The organism is Pseudomonas sp. NFPP12 (assembly GCF_900103205.1).
Classification (GTDB): Bacteria; Pseudomonadota; Gammaproteobacteria; order Pseudomonadales; family Pseudomonadaceae; genus Aquipseudomonas; species Aquipseudomonas protegens.
In genome coordinates, this window is record NZ_FMWW01000005.1 from 680,437 (window position 1) to 706,509 (window position 26,073).

At 62.5% G+C, this 26,073-nt stretch carries 24 protein-coding genes; 14 read left to right on the forward strand and 10 right to left on the reverse strand.

Annotated elements, in window-relative coordinates:
• Positions 1-452: 452 nt before the first annotated feature.
• From dnaA to BLS75_RS24330, 7 genes are all read left to right on the forward strand, one after another.
• Positions 453-1,994 carry a chromosomal replication initiator protein DnaA gene (gene dnaA / locus BLS75_RS24300; RefSeq protein WP_072451923.1) on the forward strand — a complete coding sequence of 514 codons (1,542 nt, stop codon included), beginning with the start codon at positions 453-455 and terminating at the stop codon, positions 1,992-1,994.
• 38 nt (positions 1,995-2,032) lie between these two features.
• Positions 2,033-3,136 (forward strand): DNA polymerase III subunit beta, encoded by a 1,104-nt coding sequence (dnaN, locus tag BLS75_RS24305; RefSeq protein ID WP_011058392.1) that lies wholly within the window; start codon positions 2,033-2,035, stop codon positions 3,134-3,136.
• Positions 3,137-3,156: 20 nt separating this feature from the next.
• Positions 3,157-4,260, forward strand: coding sequence for a DNA replication/repair protein RecF (gene recF, locus BLS75_RS24310; protein ID WP_011058393.1), 1,104 nt, complete (start codon positions 3,157-3,159; stop codon positions 4,258-4,260).
• Between the two features lie 4 nt (positions 4,261-4,264).
• Entirely contained in the window at positions 4,265-6,682 is a 2,418-nt protein-coding gene (gene gyrB, locus BLS75_RS24315) for a DNA topoisomerase (ATP-hydrolyzing) subunit B (protein WP_011058394.1), read from the forward strand.
• 338 nt (positions 6,683-7,020) lie between these two features.
• Positions 7,021-7,545, forward strand: a complete 525-nt coding sequence (locus BLS75_RS24320; protein WP_072451924.1) for a DUF4265 domain-containing protein — start codon at positions 7,021-7,023, stop codon at positions 7,543-7,545.
• A gap of 151 nt (positions 7,546-7,696) precedes the next feature.
• Complete coding sequence (locus tag BLS75_RS24325; protein WP_053160549.1) at positions 7,697-8,182, forward strand: DUF4265 domain-containing protein; 486 nt, start codon at positions 7,697-7,699, stop codon at positions 8,180-8,182.
• On the forward strand, positions 8,179-8,499 hold the full coding sequence (locus BLS75_RS24330; protein ID WP_169892327.1) for an immunity protein Imm33 domain-containing protein: 321 nt from the start codon (positions 8,179-8,181) through the stop codon (positions 8,497-8,499). The genes BLS75_RS24325 and BLS75_RS24330 overlap by 4 nt, the downstream gene beginning before the upstream one ends.
• Positions 8,500-8,526: 27 nt before the next feature.
• On the opposite strand, the gene BLS75_RS24335 is transcribed toward BLS75_RS24330, so the two are convergent.
• Positions 8,527-9,255, reverse strand: coding sequence for a response regulator transcription factor (locus BLS75_RS24335; protein WP_011058398.1), 729 nt, complete (start codon positions 9,253-9,255; stop codon positions 8,527-8,529).
• A gap of 228 nt (positions 9,256-9,483) precedes the next feature.
• On the opposite strand from BLS75_RS24335, the gene BLS75_RS24340 reads away from it, so the two are divergent.
• The 3 genes from BLS75_RS24340 to BLS75_RS24350 all read left to right on the forward strand — a co-directional run bounded on the left by BLS75_RS24340 (position 9,484) and on the right by BLS75_RS24350 (position 13,506).
• Positions 9,484-9,771, forward strand: coding sequence for a hypothetical protein (locus BLS75_RS24340; RefSeq protein ID WP_019095588.1), 288 nt, complete (start codon positions 9,484-9,486; stop codon positions 9,769-9,771).
• Positions 9,772-10,170: 399 nt separating this feature from the next.
• A complete protein-coding gene (locus BLS75_RS24345) occupies positions 10,171-11,169 on the forward strand; it encodes a FecR family protein (protein ID WP_072451925.1) in 999 nt (332 codons plus the stop codon).
• A gap of 18 nt (positions 11,170-11,187) precedes the next feature.
• Positions 11,188-13,506, forward strand: coding sequence for a CHASE2 domain-containing protein (locus tag BLS75_RS24350; RefSeq protein ID WP_072451926.1), 2,319 nt, complete (start codon positions 11,188-11,190; stop codon positions 13,504-13,506).
• 180 nt (positions 13,507-13,686) lie between these two features.
• On the opposite strand, the gene BLS75_RS24355 is transcribed toward BLS75_RS24350, so the two are convergent.
• The 4 genes from BLS75_RS24355 to glyQ all read right to left on the reverse strand — a co-directional run bounded on the left by BLS75_RS24355 (position 13,687) and on the right by glyQ (position 18,096).
• Positions 13,687-14,457 (reverse strand): lysophospholipid acyltransferase family protein, encoded by a 771-nt coding sequence (locus BLS75_RS24355; protein WP_041114926.1) that lies wholly within the window; start codon positions 14,455-14,457, stop codon positions 13,687-13,689.
• Positions 14,458-14,540: 83 nt separating this feature from the next.
• The gene (gmhB, locus tag BLS75_RS24360) at positions 14,541-15,074 is read right to left on the reverse strand and encodes a D-glycero-beta-D-manno-heptose 1,7-bisphosphate 7-phosphatase (protein WP_011058402.1); all 534 of its coding nucleotides are present in this window, start codon (positions 15,072-15,074) and stop codon (positions 14,541-14,543) included.
• Between the two features lie 17 nt (positions 15,075-15,091).
• Positions 15,092-17,146: a glycine--tRNA ligase subunit beta gene (glyS, locus tag BLS75_RS24365; RefSeq protein ID WP_072451927.1), complete on the reverse strand. Its 2,055-nt coding sequence runs from the start codon at positions 17,144-17,146 to the stop codon at positions 15,092-15,094.
• Positions 17,143-18,096: a glycine--tRNA ligase subunit alpha gene (gene glyQ, locus BLS75_RS24370; protein ID WP_003177094.1), complete on the reverse strand. Its 954-nt coding sequence runs from the start codon at positions 18,094-18,096 to the stop codon at positions 17,143-17,145. Before glyQ ends, glyS begins: the two co-directional genes overlap by 4 nt.
• Before the next feature lie 81 nt (positions 18,097-18,177).
• Here glyQ and tag point away from each other — a divergent pair, with 81 nt between their 5' ends.
• The 3 genes from tag (at position 18,178) to BLS75_RS24385 (ending at position 19,983) form a co-directional block, all read left to right on the forward strand.
• A complete protein-coding gene (gene tag / locus BLS75_RS24375; RefSeq protein ID WP_072451928.1) occupies positions 18,178-18,741 on the forward strand; it encodes a DNA-3-methyladenine glycosylase I in 564 nt (187 codons plus the stop codon).
• Positions 18,742-18,783: 42 nt separating this feature from the next.
• A complete protein-coding gene (locus tag BLS75_RS24380) occupies positions 18,784-19,671 on the forward strand; it encodes a lysophospholipid acyltransferase (RefSeq protein ID WP_011058405.1) in 888 nt (295 codons plus the stop codon).
• Positions 19,672-19,743: 72 nt separating this feature from the next.
• The gene (locus BLS75_RS24385; RefSeq protein WP_011058406.1) at positions 19,744-19,983 is read left to right on the forward strand and encodes a PilZ domain-containing protein; all 240 of its coding nucleotides are present in this window, start codon (positions 19,744-19,746) and stop codon (positions 19,981-19,983) included.
• Positions 19,984-20,154: 171 nt separating this feature from the next.
• Here BLS75_RS24385 and BLS75_RS24390 read toward each other — a convergent pair whose 3' ends face one another.
• The 5 genes from BLS75_RS24390 to def form a co-directional block, all read right to left on the reverse strand.
• Positions 20,155-20,472 carry a tetratricopeptide repeat protein gene (locus BLS75_RS24390; RefSeq protein WP_011058407.1) on the reverse strand — a complete coding sequence of 106 codons (318 nt, stop codon included), beginning with the start codon at positions 20,470-20,472 and terminating at the stop codon, positions 20,155-20,157.
• 124 nt (positions 20,473-20,596) lie between these two features.
• Positions 20,597-21,970, reverse strand: coding sequence for a Trk system potassium transporter TrkA (gene trkA / locus BLS75_RS24395; protein ID WP_011058408.1), 1,374 nt, complete (start codon positions 21,968-21,970; stop codon positions 20,597-20,599).
• Between the two features lie 22 nt (positions 21,971-21,992).
• Positions 21,993-23,318 carry a 16S rRNA (cytosine(967)-C(5))-methyltransferase RsmB gene (rsmB, locus tag BLS75_RS24400; protein ID WP_072443358.1) on the reverse strand — a complete coding sequence of 442 codons (1,326 nt, stop codon included), beginning with the start codon at positions 23,316-23,318 and terminating at the stop codon, positions 21,993-21,995.
• Entirely contained in the window at positions 23,315-24,274 is a 960-nt protein-coding gene (fmt, locus tag BLS75_RS24405; protein ID WP_015633615.1) for a methionyl-tRNA formyltransferase, read from the reverse strand. Before fmt ends, rsmB begins: the two co-directional genes overlap by 4 nt.
• Before the next feature lie 69 nt (positions 24,275-24,343).
• A complete protein-coding gene (gene def / locus BLS75_RS24410) occupies positions 24,344-24,850 on the reverse strand; it encodes a peptide deformylase (protein WP_011058411.1) in 507 nt (168 codons plus the stop codon).
• Between the two features lie 153 nt (positions 24,851-25,003).
• Here def and BLS75_RS24415 point away from each other — a divergent pair, with 153 nt between their 5' ends.
• Positions 25,004-26,014 carry a LysM peptidoglycan-binding domain-containing protein gene (locus tag BLS75_RS24415; RefSeq protein ID WP_072451929.1) on the forward strand — a complete coding sequence of 337 codons (1,011 nt, stop codon included), beginning with the start codon at positions 25,004-25,006 and terminating at the stop codon, positions 26,012-26,014.
• Positions 26,015-26,073 lie beyond the last annotated feature (59 nt).

Sequence of the window (26,073 nt, forward strand, 5' to 3'; positions counted from 1 at the left end):
ATGTATGTCCGGGTACGGGGTTGTGAGCCAGGGTCGGCTAGATATAAAAATAAAGAAGGAAAGTATTTAAAGCTTTTCTGTAAAGCTTATAAAGACTAGGGACGTCCTCATCTGTGGATAACTTACTCAAGCCCTTCTAGTCCGTACTGTACAGAGAATGACAACACGGTTGAGAAACGGTGTCCTGCCTGTGCTGCGCCATCGGAAAACCTGTGTGTGGAACGGTCGGTTATCCACAGGCGAGTTACCCACAGAGTTTCGCCCCGAGTTGTGCAATGGCCTCAAGTGGGGTTATCCACAGAGCTTATGCACATACCGCTGGTCGTGTTTATTCGGGGTAAGGCGTTGATTCTTAGTGTCCTGAGGACACGCTACATGTGGATAAGTGGGCGGCTGATCGCTACAATGGCCGCTTGTTTTTGCCTCACCGGCTTTCAACTTAGGGGATATCCGTGTCAGTGGAACTTTGGCAGCAGTGCGTGGAACTTCTGCGTGATGAGCTGCCTGCCCAGCAATTCAACACTTGGATCCGTCCGCTACAGGTCGAAGCCGAAGGCGACGAGTTGCGTGTATACGCACCGAATCGTTTTGTTCTCGATTGGGTCAATGAAAAGTACCTGGGGCGTGTGCTCGAGCTGCTGGATGAACACGGCAACGGCATGGCACCGGTTCTTTCCTTATTAATAGGCAGCAAACGCAGTTCGGCGCCTCGCGCCGCACCTAACGCGCCACTGGCCGCTGCCGCTTCGCAAGCGCTGCAAGCCGCAGCAGCCAATGCTGCCCCGGCGGCTGCTCCCGCGCCCACTCCGGCACACACTTCTGCCCCGGCCAAGAAAGCCGCCGCACAGAAGGCTGCCGAAGTCAGCGAAGAACCCTCTCGTGACAGCTTCGACCCGATGGCGGGCGCCAGCTCGCAGCAGGCACCGGTACGCGCCGAACAGCGTACCGTCCAGGTAGAAGGCGCGCTCAAGCACACCAGCTACCTGAACCGCACTTTCACCTTTGAGAATTTCGTCGAGGGTAAATCCAACCAGCTGGCCCGCGCGGCGGCCTGGCAGGTGGCGGACAACCCCAAGCATGGCTACAACCCGCTGTTCCTTTATGGTGGCGTCGGCCTGGGTAAGACCCACTTGATGCACGCTGTGGGTAACCACCTATTAAAGAAGAACCCGAATGCCAAGGTCGTGTACCTGCATTCCGAGCGATTCGTGGCGGACATGGTCAAGGCGTTGCAGCTCAACGCCATCAACGAATTCAAGCGTTTCTACCGTTCGGTCGATGCGCTGCTGATCGATGACATTCAATTCTTCGCCCGCAAGGAGCGTTCCCAGGAAGAGTTTTTCCACACCTTCAACGCCCTCCTCGAAGGCGGCCAGCAGGTGATTCTCACCAGCGACCGCTACCCGAAGGAGATCGAAGGCCTGGAAGAGCGCCTCAAGTCGCGCTTCGGCTGGGGCCTGACGGTGGCCGTCGAACCGCCTGAGCTGGAAACCCGGGTGGCGATCCTGATGAAGAAGGCCGACCAGGCCAAGGTCGAGCTGCCTCATGATGCAGCGTTCTTCATTGCCCAGCGCATTCGCTCCAACGTCCGTGAACTGGAAGGTGCCCTGAAACGGGTCATCGCCCACTCGCACTTCATGGGCCGCGATATCACCATCGAGCTGATTCGCGAATCCTTGAAGGACCTGCTGGCGCTGCAGGACAAGCTGGTGTCTGTGGATAACATCCAGCGCACCGTCGCCGAGTACTACAAGATCAAGATTTCCGATCTGCTGTCCAAGCGGCGTTCCCGTTCGGTGGCCCGCCCGCGTCAGGTGGCCATGGCCCTGTCCAAGGAACTGACCAACCACAGCCTGCCGGAAATCGGCGATGTGTTCGGCGGTCGCGACCACACCACGGTTCTGCACGCCTGCCGCAAGATCAATGAACTTAAGGAATCCGACGCGGACATCCGCGAGGACTACAAGAACCTGCTGCGTACTCTGACCACTTGATGACTCCAACGCAGCTTATTAAGGCAAGGGACTAGACCATGCATTTCACCATTCAACGCGAAGCCCTGTTGAAACCCCTGCAACTGGTCGCCGGCGTCGTCGAACGCCGCCAGACCTTGCCGGTGCTTTCCAACGTGCTGCTGGTTGTCGAAGGCCAGCAACTGTCGCTGACCGGTACCGACCTGGAAGTCGAGCTGGTCGGTCGTGTGCAACTTGAAGAGCCAGCCGAGCCGGGGGAAATCACCGTTCCCGCGCGCAAGCTGATGGACATCTGCAAGAGCCTGCCCAACGATGCCCTGATCGATATCAAGGTCGACGAGCAGAAGCTGGTGGTGAAGGCCGGGCGTAGCCGCTTCACCCTGTCGACCCTGCCGGCCAACGACTTCCCGACTGTGGAAGAAGGCCCGGGCTCGCTGACCTGCCAGCTGGAGCAGAGCCGACTGCGCCGCCTGATCGAACGCACCAGCTTCGCCATGGCCCAGCAGGATGTGCGCTACTACCTCAATGGCATGCTGCTGGAAGTGTCCGCCGGGATCATCCGCGCCGTGGCCACCGACGGTCACCGTCTGGCCATGTGCTCGATGCAGGCGGACATCGGCCAGCCGGATCGCCACCAGGTGATCGTGCCGCGCAAAGGCATCCTGGAACTGGCGCGCCTGCTCACCGAGCCCGATGGCAACGTCAGCATTGTCCTGGGCCAGCACCACATTCGTGCCACCACCGGCGAATTCACCTTCACCTCCAAGCTGGTGGACGGCAAGTTCCCGGACTACGAGCGCGTGCTGCCCAAAGGTGGTGACAAGCTGGTACTGGGTGATCGCCAGGCGCTGCGCGAAGCCTTCAGCCGTACCGCGATCCTGTCCAACGAGAAGTACCGCGGCATCCGTCTGCAACTGGCCAATGGTCAGCTGAAGATCCAGGCCAACAACCCGGAGCAGGAAGAAGCGGAAGAAGAAGTGGGCGTGGAATACAACGGCGGTTCCCTGGAAATCGGCTTCAACGTCAGCTACCTGCTGGACGTGCTGGGCGTGATGACCACCGAACAGGTTCGCCTGATCCTGTCCGATTCCAACAGCAGTGCGCTGGTGCAGGAATCCGACAACGACGACTCGGCTTACGTTGTCATGCCGATGCGCCTGTAATCATGCTCAGCAGAAGCTAGATGTCCCTCAGTCGCGTCTCGGTCACCGCGGTGCGCAATCTGCACCCGGTGACCTTCTCCCCCTCCCCCCGCATCAACCTTCTCTACGGCGCCAACGGCAGTGGCAAGACCAGCGTGCTGGAAGCCATCCACCTGCTGGGGCTTGCCCGCTCGTTCCGCAGTGCCCGCCTGTTGCCGGTGATCCAGTACGAGCAGCTGGCCTGCACGGTGTTCGGCCAGGTGGAGTTGGCCCAGGGCGGCCATAGCAGCCTGGGGATATCCCGTGATCGCCAGGGGGAATTCCAGATCCGCATCGACGGTCAGAATGCCCGCAGCGCGGCGCAGTTGGCCGAGATCCTGCCGCTGCAGTTGATCAACCCGGACAGCTTTCGCCTGCTGGAGGGGGCACCGAAGATCCGTCGGCAGTTCCTGGATTGGGGAGTGTTCCATGTGGAACCACGCTTCATGTCCACCTGGCAGCGCTTGCAGAAGGCCCTGCGGCAGCGGAACTCATGGCTGCGGCATGGTACACTTGACGCCGCTTCGCAAGCGGCCTGGGACCGGGAACTGTGTCAGGCCAGCGCTGAAATCGATGAATACCGCCGCGCTTATATCAAAGCCTTGAAACCAGTCTTTGAGCGGACCTTGGGCGAACTGTTGCAGCTCGAGGGCCTGACGCTTAGCTATTACCGTGGTTGGGACAAGGACCGGGAGCTCAGTGAAGTGCTCGCGACCGCCCTCCACCGTGACCAGCAAATGGGTCATACCCAGGCCGGCCCACAACGTGCTGATTTGCGTCTGCGCTTAGGCGGACACAACGCCGCGGACATCTTGTCCCGTGGCCAGCAGAAGCTGGTGGTCTGTGCCTTGCGCATTGCCCAGGGGCACCTGGTGAGCCAGGCTCGCCGCGGTCAGTGTATTTATCTGGTGGATGACTTGCCGTCCGAGCTGGACGAGCAGCATCGCCGCGCACTTTGTCGCTTGTTGGAAGACTTACGCTGCCAGGTGTTTATCACCTGTGTAGACCACGAATTATTGAGGGAAGGCTGGCAGACGGAAACGCCAGTCGCTTTGTTCCACGTGGAACAAGGCCGTATCACCCAGACCCACGACCATCGGGAGTGAAGGCATGAGCGAAGAAAATACGTACGACTCGACCAGCATCAAGGTGCTGAAAGGTTTGGATGCCGTACGCAAACGTCCCGGTATGTACATTGGCGACACCGATGACGGCAGCGGTCTGCACCACATGGTGTTCGAGGTGGTCGATAACTCCATCGACGAAGCGCTGGCCGGCCATTGCGACGACATCAGCATCATCATCCACCCGGATGAATCCATCACCGTGCGCGACAACGGTCGCGGCATCCCGGTAGATGTGCATAAAGAAGAAGGCGTTTCGGCGGCAGAGGTCATCATGACCGTGCTCCACGCCGGCGGTAAGTTCGACGATAACTCCTACAAGGTCTCCGGCGGTCTGCACGGCGTAGGTGTATCGGTAGTGAACGCCCTGTCCGAGGAGCTGATCCTCACCGTGCGCCGTAGCGGCAAGATCTGGGAACAGACCTATGTCCACGGTGTTCCGCAAGAGCGGATGAAGATCGTTGGCGACAGCGAAACCACCGGTACCCAGATCCACTTCAAGCCTTCGGCTGAAACCTTCAAGAACATCCACTTCAGCTGGGACGTCCTGGCCAAGCGGATCCGTGAACTGTCCTTCCTCAACTCCGGTGTCGGCATCGTCCTCAAGGACGAGCGCAGCGGCAAGGAAGAGCTGTTCAAGTACGAAGGCGGCCTGCGGGCATTCGTTGAATACCTGAACACCAACAAGACTGCGGTCAACCAGGTGTTCCACTTCAACATCCAGCGTGAAGACGGCATCGGCGTGGAAATCGCCTTGCAGTGGAACGACAGCTTCAACGAGAACCTGTTGTGCTTCACCAACAACATTCCTCAGCGCGACGGCGGTACCCACCTGGTGGGCTTCCGTTCGGCCCTGACCCGTAACCTGAACAACTACATCGAGCAGGAAGGCCTGGCCAAGAAACACAAGGTCGCCACCACTGGTGACGATGCTCGTGAAGGCCTGACCGCGATCATCTCGGTGAAGGTGCCGGATCCGAAGTTCAGCTCCCAGACCAAGGACAAGCTGGTTTCTTCCGAAGTGAAGACCGCGGTCGAACAGGAAATGGGCAAGTACTTCTCCGACTTCCTGCTGGAAAACCCCAACGAAGCCAAGTTGGTGGTGGGCAAGATGATCGACGCTGCCCGCGCTCGTGAAGCGGCGCGTAAAGCCCGTGAAATGACTCGCCGCAAAGGCGCGCTGGATATCGCCGGCCTGCCGGGCAAACTGGCGGACTGCCAGGAAAAGGATCCGGCCCTGTCCGAACTCTACCTGGTGGAAGGTGACTCTGCTGGCGGTTCCGCCAAGCAGGGCCGCAACCGCAAGACCCAGGCGATCCTGCCGCTCAAGGGCAAGATCCTCAACGTCGAGAAGGCACGCTTCGACAAGATGATCTCCTCGCAAGAGGTGGGCACCCTGATCACCGCGCTGGGCTGCGGCATCGGCCGTGAAGAGTACAACATCGACAAGCTGCGTTATCACAACATCATCATCATGACCGATGCTGACGTTGACGGTTCGCACATCCGTACCCTGCTGCTGACCTTCTTCTTCCGTCAGTTGCCGGAGCTGATCGAGCGCGGCTACATCTACATCGCCCAGCCGCCGCTGTACAAGGTCAAGAAAGGCAAGCAAGAGCAATACATCAAAGACGACGACGCCATGGAAGACTACATGACCCAGTCGGCTCTGGAAGATGCCAGCCTGCACTTGAACGAAGAAGCCCCGGGGATCTCCGGCGAGGCGCTGGAGCGCCTGGTCAACGACTTCCGCATGGTGATGAAGACCCTCAAGCGCCTGTCGCGCCTGTACCCGCAGGAGCTGACCGAGCACTTCATCTACCTGCCGGCCGTGACCATGGAGCAACTGTCCGACCACGCCGCCATGCAGGATTGGCTGGCCAAGTACGACGCCCGCCTGCGCACTTCCGAGAAGTCCGGCCTGGTCTACAAGGCCAGCCTGCGCGAAGACCGTGAACGCAATGTGTGGCTGCCAGAGGTCGAGCTGATCTCCCACGGCCTGTCCAACTACGTCACCTTCAACCGCGACTTCTTCGGCAGCAACGACTACAAGACCGTCGTCTCCCTCGGTGCTCAACTGAGCACCCTGCTGGACGAAGGCGCGTATGTTCAGCGCGGCGAACGCAAGAAAGCCGTCACCGAGTTCAAGGAGGCCCTGGACTGGCTGATGGCGGAAAGCACCAAGCGCCACACCATCCAGCGATACAAAGGTCTGGGCGAGATGAACCCTGACCAGCTGTGGGAAACCACCATGGACCCAAGCATGCGCCGCATGCTTAAAGTGACCATCGAAGACGCCATCGGCGCCGACCAGATCTTCAACACCCTGATGGGTGATGCGGTCGAGCCTCGTCGCGACTTCATCGAAAGCAACGCCCTGGCGGTGTCCAACCTGGACTTCTGATCCGGGGGCACAGCTGGAAATAAAAAGGCCGACGCTTAGCGTTGGCCTTTTTATTGGATGGAGTAAATAAGGACGTTGATCTTGGCAGGTACAAACAGCCATCTATTCGATGAAGTACCCTACCCCATCGCCTGGCGTTTCAATGCCGTGGACTGTGGCCTGAGTGCTGACGACAAACAGCAAGTCGTACTGTTTGATCAGGTAGCGTCAAAGGCGCTATGGGACTGGTTCATTCCAGTGCCCAGCCTTATCACAGCGCAGAGGTCATATTTTCCTTCGAGGAAAACTTCTTTTACGTGCAGTTCATGAGGCCCATGGCGGCGCCTCGGTGAGATGGAATGGATACCTCGACAGCACAGTTTCACAAGATCATTTTCAAGCTCACCGTCGACGCCGACGGTTATCCACCGGTGGAGTATGAGTCGATTTGGGGCATTCAACGGGGGGCGGATGTCTACCAGTTGGATAACACGCCCTACTATCTCTATGGCGTTAGCAAGGGGGACTGGGTGCTGACTCGCGCTGAGGCCCATGAGCGGATCGCGACTGTCGTGGTGCGGCAATCCGGGCACTCGACGCTGCGGGTTTTTGCCGAGCGCGAGTCAGAGCGCTCGGGGATTGTGCAGCACCTGCGCAGCCTTGGCGCCCGGTGCACGGTTACCCGGGGCCTGTCGCTGTTCACTGTGGATATCGCGCCCGAGGTCAGTTTTTGCGCAATCGACCAATACCTGGCCTCCATCTCCGACGACCAACATGTCGCCTATGAAGATGCCTGTTTACAGCACGAGGCCATTGAGCCTGCGCGCCTGAGCGAGTGCTCTTCACTGGCCTCACTTGAGTGCGTCACCTGGCGGGATCACTAGGTGCTGTGCTGGCACCTGAGCTGCGAGACGCTCCGGCCATCGAACAGGCGCGTTCGAGATGTGTTTATCGATCAGTTGACCCCGCTACGCGGCTGAGCCGGTTCGGCTCATTTCACCCTTTGTAGAAACAGCAATCGCACGGAAATGGGTTATGGATGATGAAAACCAGGAAATATCGATTCGGGTTGTTGCGGGGCAGAATAGCCGTGGCCCGGTCTATGAGCCGCTGCATGTCCGGCGCATTGATGAGGACAGTTACGAGATTCTCTATTCTCCAGGGCTGGCGCTGAACCTGGCCAAGGGCGACATCATTTCGATCAAGGATCCGCAGGCCCCCGCCGTGGTGCTCAAGCGTGGCGGCAACTTCTGCATCCATATCTATTCGGATCACATCCCTGAAGAACACATCATGGCCCTGGCGGCGGATGTGGCGAGCGAATTGGGTGGCATGCTCGACGGGCGCTACAAGGGCAATCTGACATTGTCGGTGCCGGCGCGAAACGGCATGGACAACATCGCCCTGTTCTTCAACCGCTTTCGCGAGACCACGGGCAGCGAGTGGTACTACGCCAACATCTATAAAAACCTCGATGACACCGATGACGAGACCCTGCTCGATTGGTGGCTGGCCCTATGAACGAAAGACAGCAGCTTATCTGTGAACGCTACGACCTTGCTCCCCAGGCCCCGGAGCCGATGATTGCTCTGGCCATAGGCTCCCTTGCGCAATCGCCCATCTATGGCACCCGGGTCGAGTTGCCGGAAAACGGCACGGTCAGTTGGTTTATCCACTGCGGCGAACATTCCACTGCGGTGGATTTCTACCAGCCTCTGTGTGCCGAGCATCTGCTCGAGCTGTTGCCGGAGGTGATCGATTACCTGTACCTGCCGAGCGGGACGCGTTTCATCATCGACCGCGCCGGCTATGAAGATGTCTGGCGGGACCCGGAATGATATCAAGCCGCTTTTGAAGGCAAGCAGTCAGCTGCCCTGTTCTTCAGGCGACGCGACACTTTCCAGGCGGTAGCCATAGCCGTAGATCGTCAACAGCTGCCAGCCGCGATCCGCGGTCAGCCCGAGTTTGTTGCGCAAGCGGTAGATGTGGGTATCCAGGGGCCGTGAGGAAACGATTTCCTCATGGGTCCAGAACCGTTCGTACAGGTACTCCCGGGACAGCGGCCGGCCCAGGTTGGCGAACAGGCAGCGGGCCAGGCGGTACTCGCGCTCGGTAAGGCTGATGGGAGCGCCGGCGCGGGTGACGGTCAGTTCCGCATCATCGAAGCTCAGGTCGTTGAAACTCTGCACTTCTTCGCTGTGGTTGCGCTGCAAGCCATGGCGGCGCAGTACCGCGTTGACCCGGGCCTTGAGTTCGTTGGGGCGAAACGGCTTGCTCAGGTAGTCGTCGGCACCGGTGTTCAGGGCCTGGACGATATCGCTCTCGGCATCGCGGCTGGTGAGCATGATGGCCGCGGGCGGCGAATCCATGTGTTCCCGGGTCCAGCGCAACAGGGACAGGCCGCTGAGGTCCGGCACTTGCCAGTCGAGGATCAGCAGGTCGAAGGTTTCCCGGCGCAACTGGCGCAGCAGGTCTTCTCCGCGCTCGAAGCTGTGCAAGGTCCAGGGCTGTTCGCCGGGGCCGGGAATCTCTCGCAGTGTCTGTTCCACCCGCGCCAGTTCCGCAGGTTCGTCATCCAGTATCGCGACACGCATGCGAGGCAGTTCCTTATGGTTCCAAGAGCGCCCGGGGCCGTGGCTGCCGGGCTCGGACTGAGGGGAAGTTTAGGCACCTGGCCTGAATCTGAACAATTGTGGCGAATTGCTCTTGAGCCCCGGGTCCCTCGGTACGCTGATATCAAATAGCCGGTAAGGCGCCCGGAGCACGGGCCGTCGGGCTATTGAGCAGCACGATACCGGCTCGTACAAACAAGGAAAAGAACCATGGGGAACCTGCTCAGGAAAGGCCAGGTCGCGCTTGTCAGAATATTCAGCGGCGATGATCCGGTGCGTCTTCTCAGTTTGATGCTGGCGGCTTATCTGGGAATCAGTGCCTGTACCGTGCCAGCGTCCACAGCGGGCTGCTGTCAGCCCTCCGGCATCGGGCAATACCCGGCGTTTGCCCTGCCCGCCGGCAGTGACTCCAACCTGACCCTGGACGCCGAGCCCGTGATCGGTCGGACAGCGCTACCCACGAACCTGCAGCCACCGGCCCCGCGCTGGGTGTTCTAGAGGCCGCGGCAATGATTCTGAACAAATATTGCAAATCCGTCGCAGCTTTGCGGCCAGCGTTACATTGCTTCCCGCTGAGTGGCACACGGGGGCACCTGGAAGTGCTCCGACACAGGGAGTGTCAACCGCCAGGCTGGCGGGACAACGCGCGCGCGCGTGCGTCGTTGAAGGGGAATACAGGGAGTGCCTCCTCAGGACTTTGGGCCGGGCGACCTGTCGCTCCGGTTCCGACACAGGGACGTGTCACTTTCTTCTCGCCCTGTCCTGTTTCCGCCCTCGCCCGACCGGGTTCCTGTCTTTGGGCGACATCCCGCAGCGTCCGGCTTTCTGCCAACGATCTGCCTCAGGTATGGTGCGTAGGATTTCGCCGCGGTTTTCCCAAAGGCTCTAAGCACATCCATGAATGACCTCTGCCCTTTTCCGTCCACCGGCCGGCCTCAGGTCGCGCGTGTCGCCCTGCTGTTGGCCGGGTTGATTCTGCCGTTGTGTGCGGCACAGGCGGCTGCGCCACGGCTGCCCTATATCGATGACAACCAGCAGTGCCGTGGTCAGCCCCTGCCGGCGACGGTGGAACACCTGACCGGCGAAGCCTGGAAACTGGACGCCAAGGGACGCGAGGTGCTCCTGCAGGAAGGCATGAGCATCGATGAGAAGGAAGGGGTCAGGACCTCGCCGTCGGCCTTCGTCAGCCTGTCCCTGGGAGACGGTTCGCGGGTGGTGCTGCCTTCCAGTTCCCAGGTCACCCTGCAACTCAATAACCGGTACGCCATCCCTCAGGTTGTGCTGGAGCAGGGCCAGATCGAGTCCTACGTGATCAAGCGCACCAGTGATCACGACCGTTTCCAGATCGTTACGCCGGTGGGCGTGCTGGGGGTTCGCGGTACTCACTTCCGGGTACGCAATGACGATCAGCAATCCCTGGTGGAGGTGCTCAATGGCCAGGTGGCAGTGAATCGCGAAGAGGACGCGCCGCAGCCGGGACCGCGGCGTACGCGTCAGCGCCCTGTGGATAAACCGGCAGGCCCGGTGCCGGGTGAAGTCCAGGTCATGGCGCGCCAGGGGCTGCGGATCCAGAAACAGGGCGAGCTCAAGCCGGTGGAACTGCTGGCCGCGCCGAGGCTGCTGGGGCAGGCTGGGCAGACCGGTGCCCTGCCCGTCTGGCAACTGATCCTGCAACCTTTGCCCGGTGCCAGCCGCTACCGGGCCCAGGTCGCCACCGACAAGGACTTCCTGAACATCAAGCAGGAGCAGTTCTCCAGCACCCCGCAGGTCAACTTCACCGGCTTGCAGGCATTTTTTTATCACGTGCGTCTTTCGGCGTTCGATGAGCACGGCCTGGAAGGCGAAACCGGGGTCTATGACATCTTTTATTACCCCAGGACCACCCGTGTTGAATAACGCTCCGGTGGGCCGTCCATGAGCGTGTGGCGCCGTCGGGCCGAAGGCCGTGAACCGACCCAGGCTCAGCGCCTGTTCCGCGGGCTGGTGCGGGAGTGGCTGTGGGTCAGCCTGATTCTTCTGCCGCTGACTGCGGTGTTGTCCCTGAGCCACGGCCTGGCCCTGAACAATCTGTTCTACGACAACCTGCGGCGCTTCACCCCGCTACCGGTGGACCCGCGCATCCTGCTGGTGACCATCGACGACTACAGCTTGCAGCAACTGGGGCGCTGGCCCTGGCCGCGGGCCATTCATGGCCAACTGCTGGACCGGCTGAGCGCGGCCGAGGCCAAAGGGGTGCTGTTCGATGTGATCCTCAGTGAACCCGGCAGCACGGTGGAAAACGACACCCGCCTGGCTGCCGCCCTGTGCCGGGCCGGCAATGTGTTCCTGCCGGTGCTGCGCCAGGGCGTTGCCCGCTATGGCCAGGACATTGAGGAAATCCCGCCGGTGCCGCTGCTGCGCAATTGCGCCCGCGGCCTGGGCCATATCAATGCCGAAGCGGATGCCGATGGCACGGTGCGCAGCGTGTACCTGCGCGAAGGCCCGGTGCTGGCTCCCCGGGCGCAACTGACATGGCTGCTGTACCAACTGACCGAAGCCGAGCCGGCATTTCCCCATATGCCCGGGCCCGGTGAACCTCGCGTGGCCCAGGGGTGGCTGCGGTCCAACCCGGTGCGCATTCCCTTTATCAGTGCCGACGCCGGCTTTCCCAGCGTGCCCTATGTCAGCGTGCTGCGGGGCGAAGTGCCGCCGGAGCTGCTGCGCGACCGGCTGATCCTGGTGGGCTCCACGGCCCCGGGGCTGGGGGACCGCTACGTGACCCCGCAATCCGGCAGCCAGGGCACCACCCCGGGGGTGGAGATCCAGGCCAACCTGCTCAACGGCCTGCTCCAGCATCGCAGCGTGGTTGCCCTGGGCCAGTGGTCGGGGATGCTGCTGTCCATGGCCCTGACCGCTGTGTTGCTGGGCCTGTTGCTGTGGCGGCCGCGCCACGCGCTGTGGATAACCCTGGGTTGCATGGGGCTGGGCCTGGCGGGCTCGGTACTGATGCTGCGGCTGGGCTACTGGTGGTCGCCGGTGGCCAGCCTGCTGGGCATGCTGCTGGCCTACCTGATCTGGAACTGGCGCCGGCTGAGCGTGATCCTGGCCTACTTCGGCTGGGAACTGGCGCGCCTGGACAGCGAGCCCAAGGTGTTGCCGGAACGCCGGCGCAGCCAGGCCCCGGCCGGGGATGTGCTGCAGGGGCAGATCGTCGCTCTGGAGCAGGCCCTGAGCCGCACCCGGGACACCCGGCGTTTTATCGCCGATGGCCTGGAGTACCTGCCGGTCGCGACCCTGATCAGCGACCCCGACGGCAAGATCCTGTTGGCCAACCGCAATGCACGGGAAGTGTTTGCCCATTCCCTGGTGGGTGAAGGGCTGATTGCCCAACTGGCCGCCCTGGGTTACCCGGGCCTGACGGAACCGGCCTTGTACCCCCGGCTGGAACAACTGCCGGCGGTGGAGTTCCGTGATGTTCAGCAGCGCAGCCTGCGAATGGAACTGGCGCCGCTGCTGCCGGTGGACAGCGATACCGCCATTGGCTGGCTGCTGAGCCTCACCGACCTCAGCGTCGAGCGCGATGCCGAACAGCAACGCAGCGTGCTGTTGCGCTTTCTGTCCCATGATCTGCGCGCGCCCCATTCGGCGATCCTGGCCTTGCTGGATGTGCAGCGCCATCAGCCGGCGACGCTCCGGCAGGTGTACGGCCAGATCGAACAGCAGGTACGCCGGGCCCTGGCTCTGACCGAGGCCTTCGTGCAGTTGGCCAAGGCCGAGTCGGAGGCCTACCAGTTCGAACCGAGCATGTTCGCCATGCTGGTGCTGGACGCCTTCGATCAGGCCACGACCCTAGCCCAGTTGAAGGACATTCACCTGGAGCATGACCTGGACGACGAGGCCGAAGGCCTGGTGCTGGCGGACCAGTCGCTACTGACCCGGGCGCTGTTCAACCTGCTGGAAAACGCCATCAAGTACAGCCCGGTGGAGTCCAGGGTGAGTGTGCGGGTCAGTTGTACCCCAGGCTGGCTGCGCTGCGAGATCACCGATGAAGGCCGGGGTATCGATGCCGCGGATCTGCCCCAGCTGTTCGGCCAGTACCAGCGCTTTGCTTCGGCCAAGGGCATTGATGGCCTGGGCCTGGGCTTGTCCATGGTCAAGGCGGTGGTGGACCGGCATCAGGGCCGTATCAGTTGCCAGAGCGTGGTGGGTCGGGGCTCTTGCTTCATCCTCGAACTGCCTTTGCTGGAGGAATGAAGGGCCGGGAATATCCCAGGTGAAAAAAACCGGCTCCAAGGCCGGTTTTTTTGTCTGCTGAAAAACTTATGCACGTTTTTCCACATTTTATGAGCTTGGGAAATATATATATAAATCAGTGATTTATAATTCTATTTCAAGCCTTGTAGGAAAAGTCGTACACAGGTTATCCACAGAAGCTCATACAGCAACCTTATCCGTAGAAGTGGCCAATGGTGGCAATGAGCCCATATCCCGTTGAGCCTGTTCATTCCAGGCCGCCACCCGGTCATTGAGCTCGGCGATGGCCCGCGGGCCGCTGCCTTCGGCATACATCGGCGCGCCGATGGTCACGGTGATGGTGCCGGGGCGCTTGGCCCAGCCGGTCTTCGGCCAGAACTTGCCCGCGTTGTGGGCCACCGGCAGCACCGGCAGGTCGGCATTCACCGCCAGGGCGCTGCCGCTGCGGGAAAACTTGCCGATCTGGCCGTAAGGCACGCGGGTGCCTTCAGGGAAGATCAGTACCCAGACATTGTCCTTGAGCAACTCGTCGCCCTTGCTCGCCACCTGCTTGAGGGCAGCCTTGGGGTTGTCCCGGTCAATGGCGATGGGCCGCAGCATGGCCATGGCCCAGCCGAAAAACGGCACATACAGCAGCTCGCGCTTGAGCACCTGGCTCAGGGGCTCGAAGTAGGCCGAGAGAAAGAAGGTTTCCCAGGTGCTCTGGTGATTGGAAACGATCACGCAAGGCCGCTCGGGGACGTTTTCCGCGCCCTTCACTTCCACGCGGATATTGAGGAATACCTTGGTCAGCCACAGCGCGCAGCGACACCAGTAGACGTTGATAAAGCGATAGCGCGCCTTGAATGGGAGGAACGGCGCGATAAAAAAGCTCAGGGAGCACCACAGCAAGGAACTGGTGCCCAGTAGCAGGTAAAAGAAAAAGGTTCTGATGGCCTGCAGGATCGACATAGCGGCATTTACCATTGCGGGCATTGCCCGCCTGTTAAAAAGCGCTCTCCCGAACAGTCCTTGGTCAGGATGCCAGAAGGGGCCTAATTGTGGATAAGTTCAGCGGCAACGGCCGCCAGGTCGTCAAAAATCAAGGTGCCTACCGGCAGGGTTTTCCCCAGAGTCTTTTCGCCTTTCCCGGTCTTTACCAATACTGGCTGAGAGTCGACGGCTTTTGCGGCTTCCAGGTCACCGAGACTGTCACCGACAAACCATAGACCTGTCAGTTCTGCCTGGTAATGCTCGGCAATGGTTCGCAGCATGCCCGGTTTCGGTTTGCGGCAGGCGCACCCTTCGTCGGGCCCATGGGGGCAATAGACGATCAGCCCGACTTCGCCGCCCTGCTCCGCCACCAGTTCGCGCAGGCGCGCGTGCATGGCATCGAGGGTGGCCAGGTCGTAGTAGCCGCGAGCGATGCCGGACTGGTTGGTGGCGATCGCCACCGTCCAGCCGGCCTTGCTCAACTGCGCAATGGCTTCGATCGCGCCGGGGAGCGGAATCCACTCCTGCACCGATTTGATGTAGGCATCGGAGTCGTGATTGATCACGCCGTCACGATCGAGTATCAGCAGTTTCACAGCAGTTCCCTACCTGATCAGCTCAGTACCGAAATGTCGGCCACGCCCAGGAACAGGCCCCGCAGCCGCGCCAGCAGCGCGTAGCGGTTGGCCCGTACATTGGCGTCCTCGGCATTGACCATCACCGCCTCGAAGAAGGCGTCCACCGGCTCGCGCAGGGCAGCCAGGCGGGCCAGGGTCTCGCTGTACTGGCGGGCAGCGGCCATGGGCTGTACAGCCTGGTCCGCTTGCTGGATCGCCGAGTACAGGGAGAACTCGTTGGCGTTGTCGAAGTACTTGGCTTCGATGGTGGTCGGCACATTGCCTTCGATCTTGCTCAGCAGGTTCGACACGCGCTTGTTCACCGCAGCCAGGGCGGCGGCTTCCGGCAGCTTGCGGAAGGCCTGCACGGCTTGCACGCGCTGGTCGAAGTCCAGGGCCGAACCCGGCTTCAGGGCACGCACCGAGAGGTAGGTGGCCACATCCACGCCTTCGTCTTCGTAACGGGCACGCAGGCGGTCGAAGATGAACTCCAGCACCTGGTCGGCCAGGCCGGCGGCCTTGACCTTGCTGCCGAAGGCGCTGACGGCGAAGGCCACGGCGTCGTTCAGGTCGAGGTCGAACTTCTTCTCGATCAGGATCCGCAGCACGCCCAGTGCCGCGCGACGCAGGGCGTAGGGGTCCTTGCTGCCGGTGGGCAGCATGCCGATGCCGAAGATCCCCACCAGGGTGTCCAGCTTGTCGGCGATGGCCACGGCGGCACCGGTCACGGTGCTGGGCAGCTCGGCGCCGGCGCCACGTGGCATGTACTGCTCGTTCAGGGCCAGGGCGACATCTTCCGGCTCGTCGTCATTGAGGGCGTAGTAGTAGCCGGCGATGCCTTGCATCTCCGGGAACTCGCCGACCATCTCGGTGGCCAGGTCGCACTTGGACAGCAGGCCGGCGCGTGCGGCGCGCTGGGCGTCGCCGCCGATGCGCGGGGCAATGAAGGCGGCCAGCTTGGAGATCCGCTCGGCCTTGTCGTAGACGCTGCCGAGTTTTTCCTGGAAGACCACGTTCTGCAGGCGCAGGTTGAAGTCTTCGAGCTTCTGCTTCTTGTCCTGCTTGAAGAAGAACTCGGCGTCGGTCAGGCGTGGGCGCACGACTTTCTCGTTGCCCTCGATGATCTGGCGCGGGTCCTTGCTCTCGATGTTGGCCACGGTGATGAAGCGCGGCAGCAGCTTGCCGTCCACGTCCAGCAGGCAGAAGTACTTCTGGTTGTCCTGCATGGTGGTGATCAGGGCTTCCTGGGGCACTTCGAGGAAGCGTTCCTCGAACGAGCACACCAGTGGCACCGGCCATTCGACCAGGGCAGTCACTTCGTCCAGCAGGTCCGCCGGGACGATCGCCGTGCCTTCCTGCAGGGTCGCCAGTTCCGCGGTGCGCTTGCTGATCAGCTCGCGACGCTCGTTGGCGTCGGCCAGCACGTAGGCGGCACGCAGGTCGGCCAGGTAGTTGGCCGGCGCGGTGATGCGCACGCTTTGCGGGTGGTGGAAGCGGTGGCCGCGGGAGTCGCGACCGGCCTTCTGGGCGAGGATGGTGCAGTCGATGACCTCATCGCCCAGCAGCATCACCAGCCATTGAGTCGGGCGCACGAACTCTTCCTTGCGCGCGGCCCAGCGCATGCGCTTGGGAATCGGCAGGTCGTTCAGCGAATCTTCGACGATGGTCGGCAGCAGGCTGGCGGTCGGCTTGCCCTTGATGCTCTGGCTGTAGCGCAGTTTCGGGCCGCTCTGGTCGATCTCGCTGAGTTCGACGCCGCACTTCTTGGCAAAGCCCAGGGCCGCCTGGGTCGGGTTGCCTTCAGCATCGAAGGCTGCCTGGCGTGGCGGGCCGTCGAGGTTGATGCTGCGATCCGGCTGCTGGGTGGCCAGTTGGGTGATCAGCACCGCCAGGCGCCGTGGCGCGGCGTATACGTGCTTGGCCTGGAAGCTCAGGCCGGCGCTCTGCAGGCCTTTTTCGATGCCGGCCAGAAAGGCTTCGGCCAGGGTGTTCAGGGCTTTGGGTGGCAGTTCTTCAGTGCCCAGTTCAACCAGAAAATCTTGCGCACTCATTGTGCCGCCTCCAACTTAGCCAACACTTCATCACGCAGGTCCGGGGTTGCCATCGGGAAGCCCAGCTTGGCACGGGCCAGCAGGTAGGCTTGCGCAACGGAACGCGCCAGGGTGCGCACACGCAGGATGTACTGCTGGCGTGCGGTGACCGAGATGGCCCGGCGTGCATCCAGCAGGTTGAAGGTGTGCGAGGCCTTGAGGACCATTTCATAGCTCGGCAGCGGCAGTGGCTGATCCAGCTCGATCAGGCGCTTGGCTTCGCTTTCGTAGAAATCGAACAGTTCGAACAGCTTCTCGACGTTGGCGTGTTCGAAGTTGTAGGTCGACTGCTCCACTTCGTTCTGGTGGAACACATCGCCATAGGTGACCTTGCCGAACGGGCCGTCGGCCCACACCAGGTCGTATACCGAATCCACGCCCTGCAGGTACATGGCCAGGCGTTCCAGGCCATAGGTGATTTCACCGGTCACCGGGTAGCACTCGATGCCACCGGCTTGCTGGAAGTAGGTGAACTGAGTCACTTCCATGCCGTTGAGCCAGACTTCCCAGCCCAGGCCCCAGGCGCCCAGGGTCGGCGATTCCCAGTTGTCCTCGACGAAGCGGATGTCGTGCACCAGCGGGTCCAGGCCCACGTGCTTCAGGGAACCCAGGTACAGCTCCTGGAAGTTCTCCGGGTTGGGCTTCAAGACCACCTGGAACTGATAGTAGTGCTGCAGGCGGTTGGGGTTTTCGCCGTAGCGGCCGTCAGTCGGGCGACGACTGGGCTGCACATAAGCGGCGTTCCAGGTTTCCGGGCCGATGGCCCGCAGGAAGGTAGCGGTGTGGAAAGTGCCGGCGCCTACTTCCATATCGTAGGGCTGAAGTACCACACAACCTTGCTCGGCCCAGTACTGCTGGAGGGCGAGGATCAAGTCTTGGAAGGTACGCACGGCTGGCGTAGGCTGGCTCACGAAATTCACCTGTTACTTGGGCTGCGATTTAAGGAGCGGGAGTATACCCGATTCAGTCCTGCGCACGCCCACTGGAGCCTTATGCCACGCTGCTTTTGGTGTTCCGAAGATCCGCTGTACATGGCTTATCACGATCAGGAGTGGGGCGTGCCGCTGCGCGATGGGCAGCGCTTGTTCGAGTTGTTATTGCTCGAAGGGTTCCAGGCCGGGCTGTCATGGATCACCGTGCTGAAGAAGCGCGAGCACTATCGCCAGGTGCTGTTCGGCTTCGATGTGCAGCGCGTGGCGCAGATGAGCGATGCCGAGATCGACGACCTGATGCAGGACCCGGGCATCATCCGCAACCGCCTCAAGCTCAACGCCGCGCGGCGCAACGCCCAGGCCTGGCTGGAGCTGGAAGACCCGGTGGCCTTTCTCTGGGCCTTCGTCGGTGGCGTGCCGAAGATCAACCATTTCAAGGACCGCAGCGAAGTGCCGGCGGTGACGCCGGAGGCCGAAGCCATGAGCCGCGGCTTGCGCAAGGCCGGCTTCACTTTCGTCGGCCCGACCATCTGTTATGCGCTGATGCAGGCCTCGGGGATGGTCATGGACCACACCCTGGACTGTGATCGGTACGCCATCCTGGCCGATGCGTGGTTAGAATAGCCGGCTGGCGACACGCTTCATGACCAAGATCAGGAGTCATTTGTGGATAAGTTCAAAGGCGCCCTGCTGGTGGGTGCTCTGCGGTTGTTTGCCCTGCTGCCCTGGCGCGCGGTGCAGGCGGTCGGCGCAGCCATCGGCTGGATCATGTGGAAGACGCCCAATCGTTCCCGCGAGGTGGTGCGTATCAACCTGGCCAAGTGTTTTCCACAGATGGACCCGGCGGAACGCGAGCGCCTGGTGGGCCAGAGCCTGAAGGACATCGGCAAGTCCCTGACCGAAAGCGCTTGCGCCTGGATCTGGCCGGCCGAGCGTTCCATTGCCCTGGTGCGTGAAGTCGAGGGCCTGGAAGTACTCAAGGACGCCCTGGCCTCGGGCAAGGGCGTGGTTGGCATTACCAGCCACCTGGGCAACTGGGAAGTGCTCAACCACTTCTATTGCAGCCAGTGCAAACCGATCATTTTCTACCGTCCGCCCAAGCTCAAGGCGGTTGACGAACTGCTGCGCAAGCAGCGGGTGCAACTGGGCAACCGCGTGGCGGCTTCCACCAAGGAAGGCATCCTCAGCGTCATCAAGGAAGTGCGCAAAGGGGGGGCAGTGGGCATCCCCGCCGACCCGGAACCGGCCGAGTCCGCCGGGATCTTCGTGCCCTTCTTCGCCACCCAGGCCCTGACCAGCAAGTTCGTGCCGAACATGCTGGCCGGCGGCAAGGCGGTCGGCGTGTTCCTCCATGCCCTGCGCCTGCCCGACGGCTCGGGCTACAAGGTGATCCTCGAAGCGGCGCCGGAAGACATGTACAGCACTGATACCGAAACCTCCTGCGCGGCCATGAGCAAGGTGGTCGAGCGTTATGTGGGGGCCTATCCAAGCCAGTACATGTGGAGCATGAAACGCTTCAAGAAGCGCCCGCCTGGCGAGGCGCGCTGGTACTGAGGGAGCTGGCACGATCTGTGGATAACCCCGCACCGGGAGTTATCCACAGCACACCGAACAAGGGCGCAGAAGATGTCCGATCATCGCAAGTCGTTCCGCATCAAGATTTCCCACGAAAGCATCGGCGAATGCCTGGGGCAGACCCGCAACCTGTCCGCCAGCGGCGTCTATGTACAGAGCCCGGCCCTGGCAAGACTGCCCAAGGGCGCGGTGGTCTACGGCCAGGTCCAGGGCCTGCCGGTGACGGCGCCGCGGGTGCGCATGGAAGTGGTGCAAGTGGACGCGGAAGGGATCGCCCTGCGCTACCTGTGAAATAGCCCCGTAGCCGCTGCCGAGCCCGCGAGGCTGCGAAAAGGAGCGAAGGGCCTTGCTTGGCGCTCTCTTGTCGAGCCTGTGCGGGTCTTCAGAGCTAGCGAGCAGTGCATCGGAGTGCCGCCCAGCTCGTTCGCAGCCTGCAACTGCGGCTACCGAGGAGGGGTGGGGTCAGCCTTGAGACTGGCGGTCGAGTTTTTTCAGGAACACCGTCATTTCCTTTTCCGCCTGCTTGTCGCCGTGGCCCCGGGCCGCTTCCAGGCCCTGTTCCCAGGCCTGGCGCGCTGCCGGCAGGTCGCCCTGCCCCTGGCAGGCCTTGCCCAGCAACTTCCACGCTGCGGAATACTTGGGGTCGAAGGCCACGCAACGTTGCAGGTGCTCGGCGGCCTTGGCGAAATCGCCCTGATCCAGGTAACCCTTGCCCAGGCCAAAGCGCAGCAGGGCGTTATCCACACCCTTGGCGAGCATTTTTTCCAGGGATTCAAGCATCGTTGTCACTCCTGTGGGCTCGTGTAGCCGCCGCAGGTTGCGATCAGGCCCGCAGGGCCTTCGCAAGGGCAGCGCCTGCTGCGCAGTCGATCGCAGCCTTCGGCAGCGGCTACAGAGTTGTTGATCAGAAGAAGCTCAGGCCGACGTGGAACAGTTTCTCCACGTCGCGGATGTGTTTTTTATCCACAAGGAACAGGATCACATGGTCGCCGGCTTCGATCACCGTGTCGTCGTGGGCGATCAGTACTTCTTCGTCGCGAATGATCGCGCCGATGGTGGTGCCCGGCGGCAGGCCGATGTTCTCGATGGCACGGCCGATCACCTTGCTCGACTTGGCGTCGCCGTGGGCGATGGCCTCGATGGCTTCCGCCGCGCCCCGGCGCAGGGAGTGCACGCTGACGATATCGCCGCGGCGCACGTGGGCCAGCAGCGTGCCGATGGTGGCCAACTGCGGGCTGATGGCGATGTCGATGTCGCCACCCTGGATCAGGTCGACGTAGGCCGGGTTGTTGATGATGGTCATCACCTTCTTCGCTCCCAGGCGCTTGGCCAGCAGCGAGGACATGATGTTGGCTTCGTCGTCGTTGGTCAGGGCCAGGAAGATATCGGCGTCGGCGATGTTCTCTTCCAGCAGCAGGTCGCGGTCCGAGGCGCTGCCCTGCAGCACCACGGTGCTGTCCAGGGTGTCGGAGAGGTAGCGGCAGCGGGCCGGGTTCATCTCGATGATCTTCACCTGGTAGCGGCTTTCGATGGCCTCGGCCAGACGCTCGCCGATCTGCCCGCCACCGGCGATGACGATGCGCTTGTAGGATTCCTCCAGGCGGCGCATCTCGCTCATCACCGCACGGATGTGGGCCTTGGCGGCGATGAAGAACACTTCGTCGTCGGCCTCGATCACTGTATCGCCCTTGGGCATGATCGGCCGGTCGCGACGGAAGATCGCCGCCACCCGGGTGTCGACGTTGGGCATGTGCTCGCGCAGCTGGCGCAGTTGCTGGCCCACCAGCGGGCCACCGTAGTAGGCCTTGACCGCCACCAGTTGCGCCTTGCCTTCGGCGAAGTCGATCACCTGCAGCGCACCGGGGTGCTCGATCAGGCGCTTGATGTAGTTGGTCACCACCTGCTCGGGGCTGATCAGCACGTCCACCGGAATCGCATCGTTGTCGAACAGCCCGGCGCGGGTCAGGTAGGCGGCTTCGCGCACCCGGGCGATCTTGGTCGGGGTGTGGAACAGGGTGTGGGCCACCTGGCAGGCGACCATGTTGGTCTCGTCGCTGTTGGTCACCGCCACCAGCATGTCGGCGTCGTCGGCGCCGGCCTGGCGCAGCACCGTCGGGAACGAGGCGCGGCCCTGCACGGTGCGGATGTCCAGGCGGTCGCCGAGGTCGCGCAGGCGTTCGCCGTCGGTGTCGACCACGGTGATATCGTTGGCTTCGCTGGCCAGGTGTTCCGCCAGCGTGCCACCCACTTGCCCGGCGCCGAGGATGATGATCTTCATCCAGTCACTCCCTTAAAACCGTTTAACCGCGTGCGGCGGCAATCTTGATCAGCTTGGCGTAGTAGAAGCCGTCGTGGCCGCCTTCTTGCGCCAGCAACTGGCGCCCGTGGGGCTGCTTGAGGCCGGCCGCAGGCTGCCCCAGTTGGCCGCCGATGTCCAATTCACGAGCACCCGGGGTGCGGGCCAGGAAGGCCTCGATGACCTCGGTGTTCTCGGTGGGCAGGGTCGAGCAGGTGGCGTAGAGCAGGATGCCGCCCACTTCCAGGGCCTGCCACATGGCATCCAGCAGTTCGCCTTGCAGTTGCGCCAGGGCGGCGATGTCTTCGGGCTGGCGGGTCAGCTTGATATCCGGATGGCGGCGGATCACCCCGGTGGCCGAGCATGGCGCGTCCAGCAGGATCCGCTGGAACGGCTTGCCGTCCCACCAGGCCTGGGTGTCGCGGCCATCGGCGGCGATCAATTGGGCGTCGAGCCCCAGGCGGTCGAGGTTTTCCCGTACCCGCACCAGGCGCTTGGCCTCCAGGTCCACCGCTACCACGCCGGCCAGGGCCGGTTGCACTTCGAGGATGTGGCAGGTCTTGCCGCCCGGGGCGCAGCAGGCGTCCAGCACCCGTTGCCCCGGCGCCAGTTCCAGCAGCTCGGCGGCCAGTTGCGCGGCCTCGTCCTGCACACTGATCCAGCCTTCGGCAAAGCCCGGCAGGCTGCGTACATCCAAGGCTTCGTCGAGGACGATGCCGTCCTGGCTATAGACGCAAGCCTTGGCCGCAACCCCCGCTTCGCTCAACAGCTTCAGGTAGGCATCGCGGGAGTGATGCCGGCGGTTGACCCGCAAGATCATCGGCGGGTGGGCGTTGTTGGCGGCGCAGATGGCTTCCCACTGCTCGGGCCAGAACGCCTTGAGGGATTTCTGCAACCAGCGCGGGTGCGCGGTGCGCACCACCGGGTCGTGCTCCAACTCGGCCAGCAGCGTTTCGCTTTCGCGTTGGGCACGGCGCAGCACGGCATTGAGCAGAGCCTTGGCCCAGGGCTTTTTCAGCTTGTCGGCGCAGCCCACGGTTTCACCGATGGCGGCGTGGGCCGGAACCCGGGTGTAGAGCAACTGATAGAGGCCCACCAGCAGCAATGCTTCGACATCGGCGTCGGCTGCCTTGAACGGCTTCTGCAGCAGCTTGGCCGCCAGCGCCGACAGCCGCGGCTGCCAGCGTGCGGTGCCGAAGGCCAGGTCCTGGGTGAAGCCACGATCACGGGCCTCGACCTTGTCCAGCTGGATCGGCAGCGAGCTGTTGAGCGAGGCCTTGCCGTTGAGCACGGCAGTCAGCGCCTTGGCGGCGGCCAGGCGCGGGTTCATTGGGCCTCCGCTGCTGGGCCGAGCAGAGTGCCGATGGCGAATTTCTCGCGGCGGCTGTTGAACAGGTCGCTGAAGTTCAGCGCCTTGCCCCCGGGCAGTTGCAGGCGGGTCAGGCACAGCGCCTGCTCACCGCAGGCAACGATCAGGCCGTCCTTGCTGGCGCCGAGGATTTCCCCCGGCGCGCCCTTGCCTTCGGCCAGGGTGGCGGCCAGCACTTTCAGCGCTTCGCCATTCAAGCTGCTGTGGCAGATCGGCCAGGGGTTGAAGGCCCGCACCAGGCGCTCCAGTTCCACGGCCGGGCGGCTCCAGTCGATGCGCGCCTCGTCCTTGTTCAGCTTGTGGGCGTAAGTGGCCAGGCTGTCGTCCTGGACTTCGCCTTCCAGGGTGCCGGCGGCCAGGCCTTCGATGGCTTGCAGCACTGCGGGCGGGCCCATCTCGGCCAGGCGGTCGTGCAGGCTGCCGCCGGTATCTTCGGCGCTGATCGGGGTGCTGACCTTGAGCAGCATCGGCCCGGTATCCAGGCCGGCTTCCATGCGCATCACGGTCACCCCGCTTTGCGCGTCACCGGCTTGCACCGCACGCTGGATCGGCGCGGCACCGCGCCAGCGTGGCAACAGCGAAGCGTGGCTGTTGATGCAACCCAGGCGCGGAATATCCAGCACCGCCTGGGGCAGGATCAGGCCGTAGGCCACCACCACCATCAGGTCCGGCTTGAGCGCTGCCAGTTCGGCTTGAGCCTCGGCATTGCGCAAGGTCGGCGGTTGCAGCACGGGGATGTCGTTTTCCAGAGCTAGCTGCTTGACCGGACTGGGCATCAGCTTCTGCCCGCGCCCCGCCGGACGGTCCGGCTGGGTGTAGACCGCAACGATCTGGTAAGGGCTGTCGAGCAGGGCCTTGAGGTGTTCGGCGGCGAATTCGGGGGTGCCGGCAAAGACGATGCGCAGTGGCTCAGTCATGGGAATTCTCGATGTTAAACATGCGGAAAAGAAAAAGGCTTGCCGTAGCAAGCCTTTGCAAGACGGTCATCAAGCCTGCTGGCGATGCTGCTTTTCCAGCTTCTTCTTGATCCGGTCACGCTTGAGCGTGGACAGGTAGTCGACGAACAACTTGCCGTTCAGGTGGTCGCATTCGTGCTGGATGCACACGGCGAGCAAACCTTCGGCGATCAGTTCGTAGGGCTGGCCGTCGCGGTCCAGGGCCTTGATCTTGACCCGTTGCGGGCGGTCGACGTTTTCGTAGAAGCCCGGTACCGAAAGGCAGCCTTCCTGGTACTGGTCCATCTCGTCGGTCAGGGCTTCGAACTCGGGGTTGATGAACACCCGTGGTTCGCTGCGGTCTTCGGACAGGTCCATGACCACCACGCGTTTGTGCACGTTGACCTGGGTCGCCGCCAGACCGATGCCTGGGGCCTCATACATTGTTTCAAACATGTCGTCGACCAACTGACGCACTTCGTCGTCCACTACGGCCACTGGTTTGGCGATAGTGCGCAGGCGCGGATCAGGGAATTCGAGGATGTTTAAAATGGCCATAAGCGTAATTGCTACACGTGTGAAGTAAGGGCGGAGTCGGCGTCCGCGCAGGTTCTGGACCTGGGCCGCCGGTGCAAAACGTGCTCTGGGATGGAGCGAGCCGTGCAGGCTCTGGCGTTTCACGCGAACGCACATAATAAAGGGATTCAGCCCATGAGGAAATCACTGTTCGCCCTGCTGCTGGCGGGCTGGACCGCCATCGGCCAGGCCCAGGTGCAACTGCGGGACAGTTATCCACAGCACTATCGGGTGCAGCCGGGCGATACCCTGTGGAGCGTCGCCAGCCTGTATCTGCAGCAGCCCTGGCAATGGCGCGAGCTCTGGCCGGCGGGCTTCGCCGGGCAGATCTTCCCCGGTGACCGCCTGCAACTGGTGCGCAATGACGGCCCGCCACGCCTGCAGCTGGAGCGACCAGCGGCGCCGCCGACGGTCAAGCTCGCGCCCCAGGCCCGGCGCCTGCCCCCTGCCCCGATTCCGAGCATCCCCCTGCAAGCGATCAGCAGCTTCTTGCTGGACAACCGCATCGTCGATCAGCCCGGGGCCCTGGAGCAGGCGCCGTATATCGTGGCCGGCGAGGGCGAGCGGGTGCTGGGTGGCATGGGCGACCGGCTTTTCGCCCGTGGCCGGCTGGACCCTGAGCAGCCGGTCTATGAGCTGTTCCGCCAGGGCAAGATCTACCGCGACCCCCTGAGCCAGGAACTGCTGGGGGTCAACGCCGACGCCATTGGCAGCGCCCGGGTGGTGGCGAGCGAAGGTGACCTGGCCACCCTCGCCTTGCAGAGCAGCAACCAGGAAGTGCGCCTGGGTGATCGCTTGCTGGCCGCCGATACCTCGGGGTTGCCGGGCTCCTTCAACCCCAGTGCCCCGCAACGGCCGGTGGAAGGGCTGATCATCGACGTGCCCCGAGGGGTCACCCAGATCGGCGCCCTGGATGTGGTGACCCTCAACCGCGGGCGCCGCGACGGCCTGCTGGAGGGCAACGTACTGGCGGTGATCAAGACCGGTGAAACCGTGCGCGACCGGCAAACCGGCGAGCCGCTGAAAATCCCCGACGAGGCGGCCGGCTGGCTGATGGTGTTCCGCAGCTACGACAGGCTCAGCTACGGATTGGTACTCAAGGCCACGCGTTCGCTGGCGGTGCTGGACAAGGTCCGCAACCCCTGAGGGAGATCTTTCCTCAACAAGTTACCAACAGAGTTATCCACAGCTTGTTCCAGCTCAGG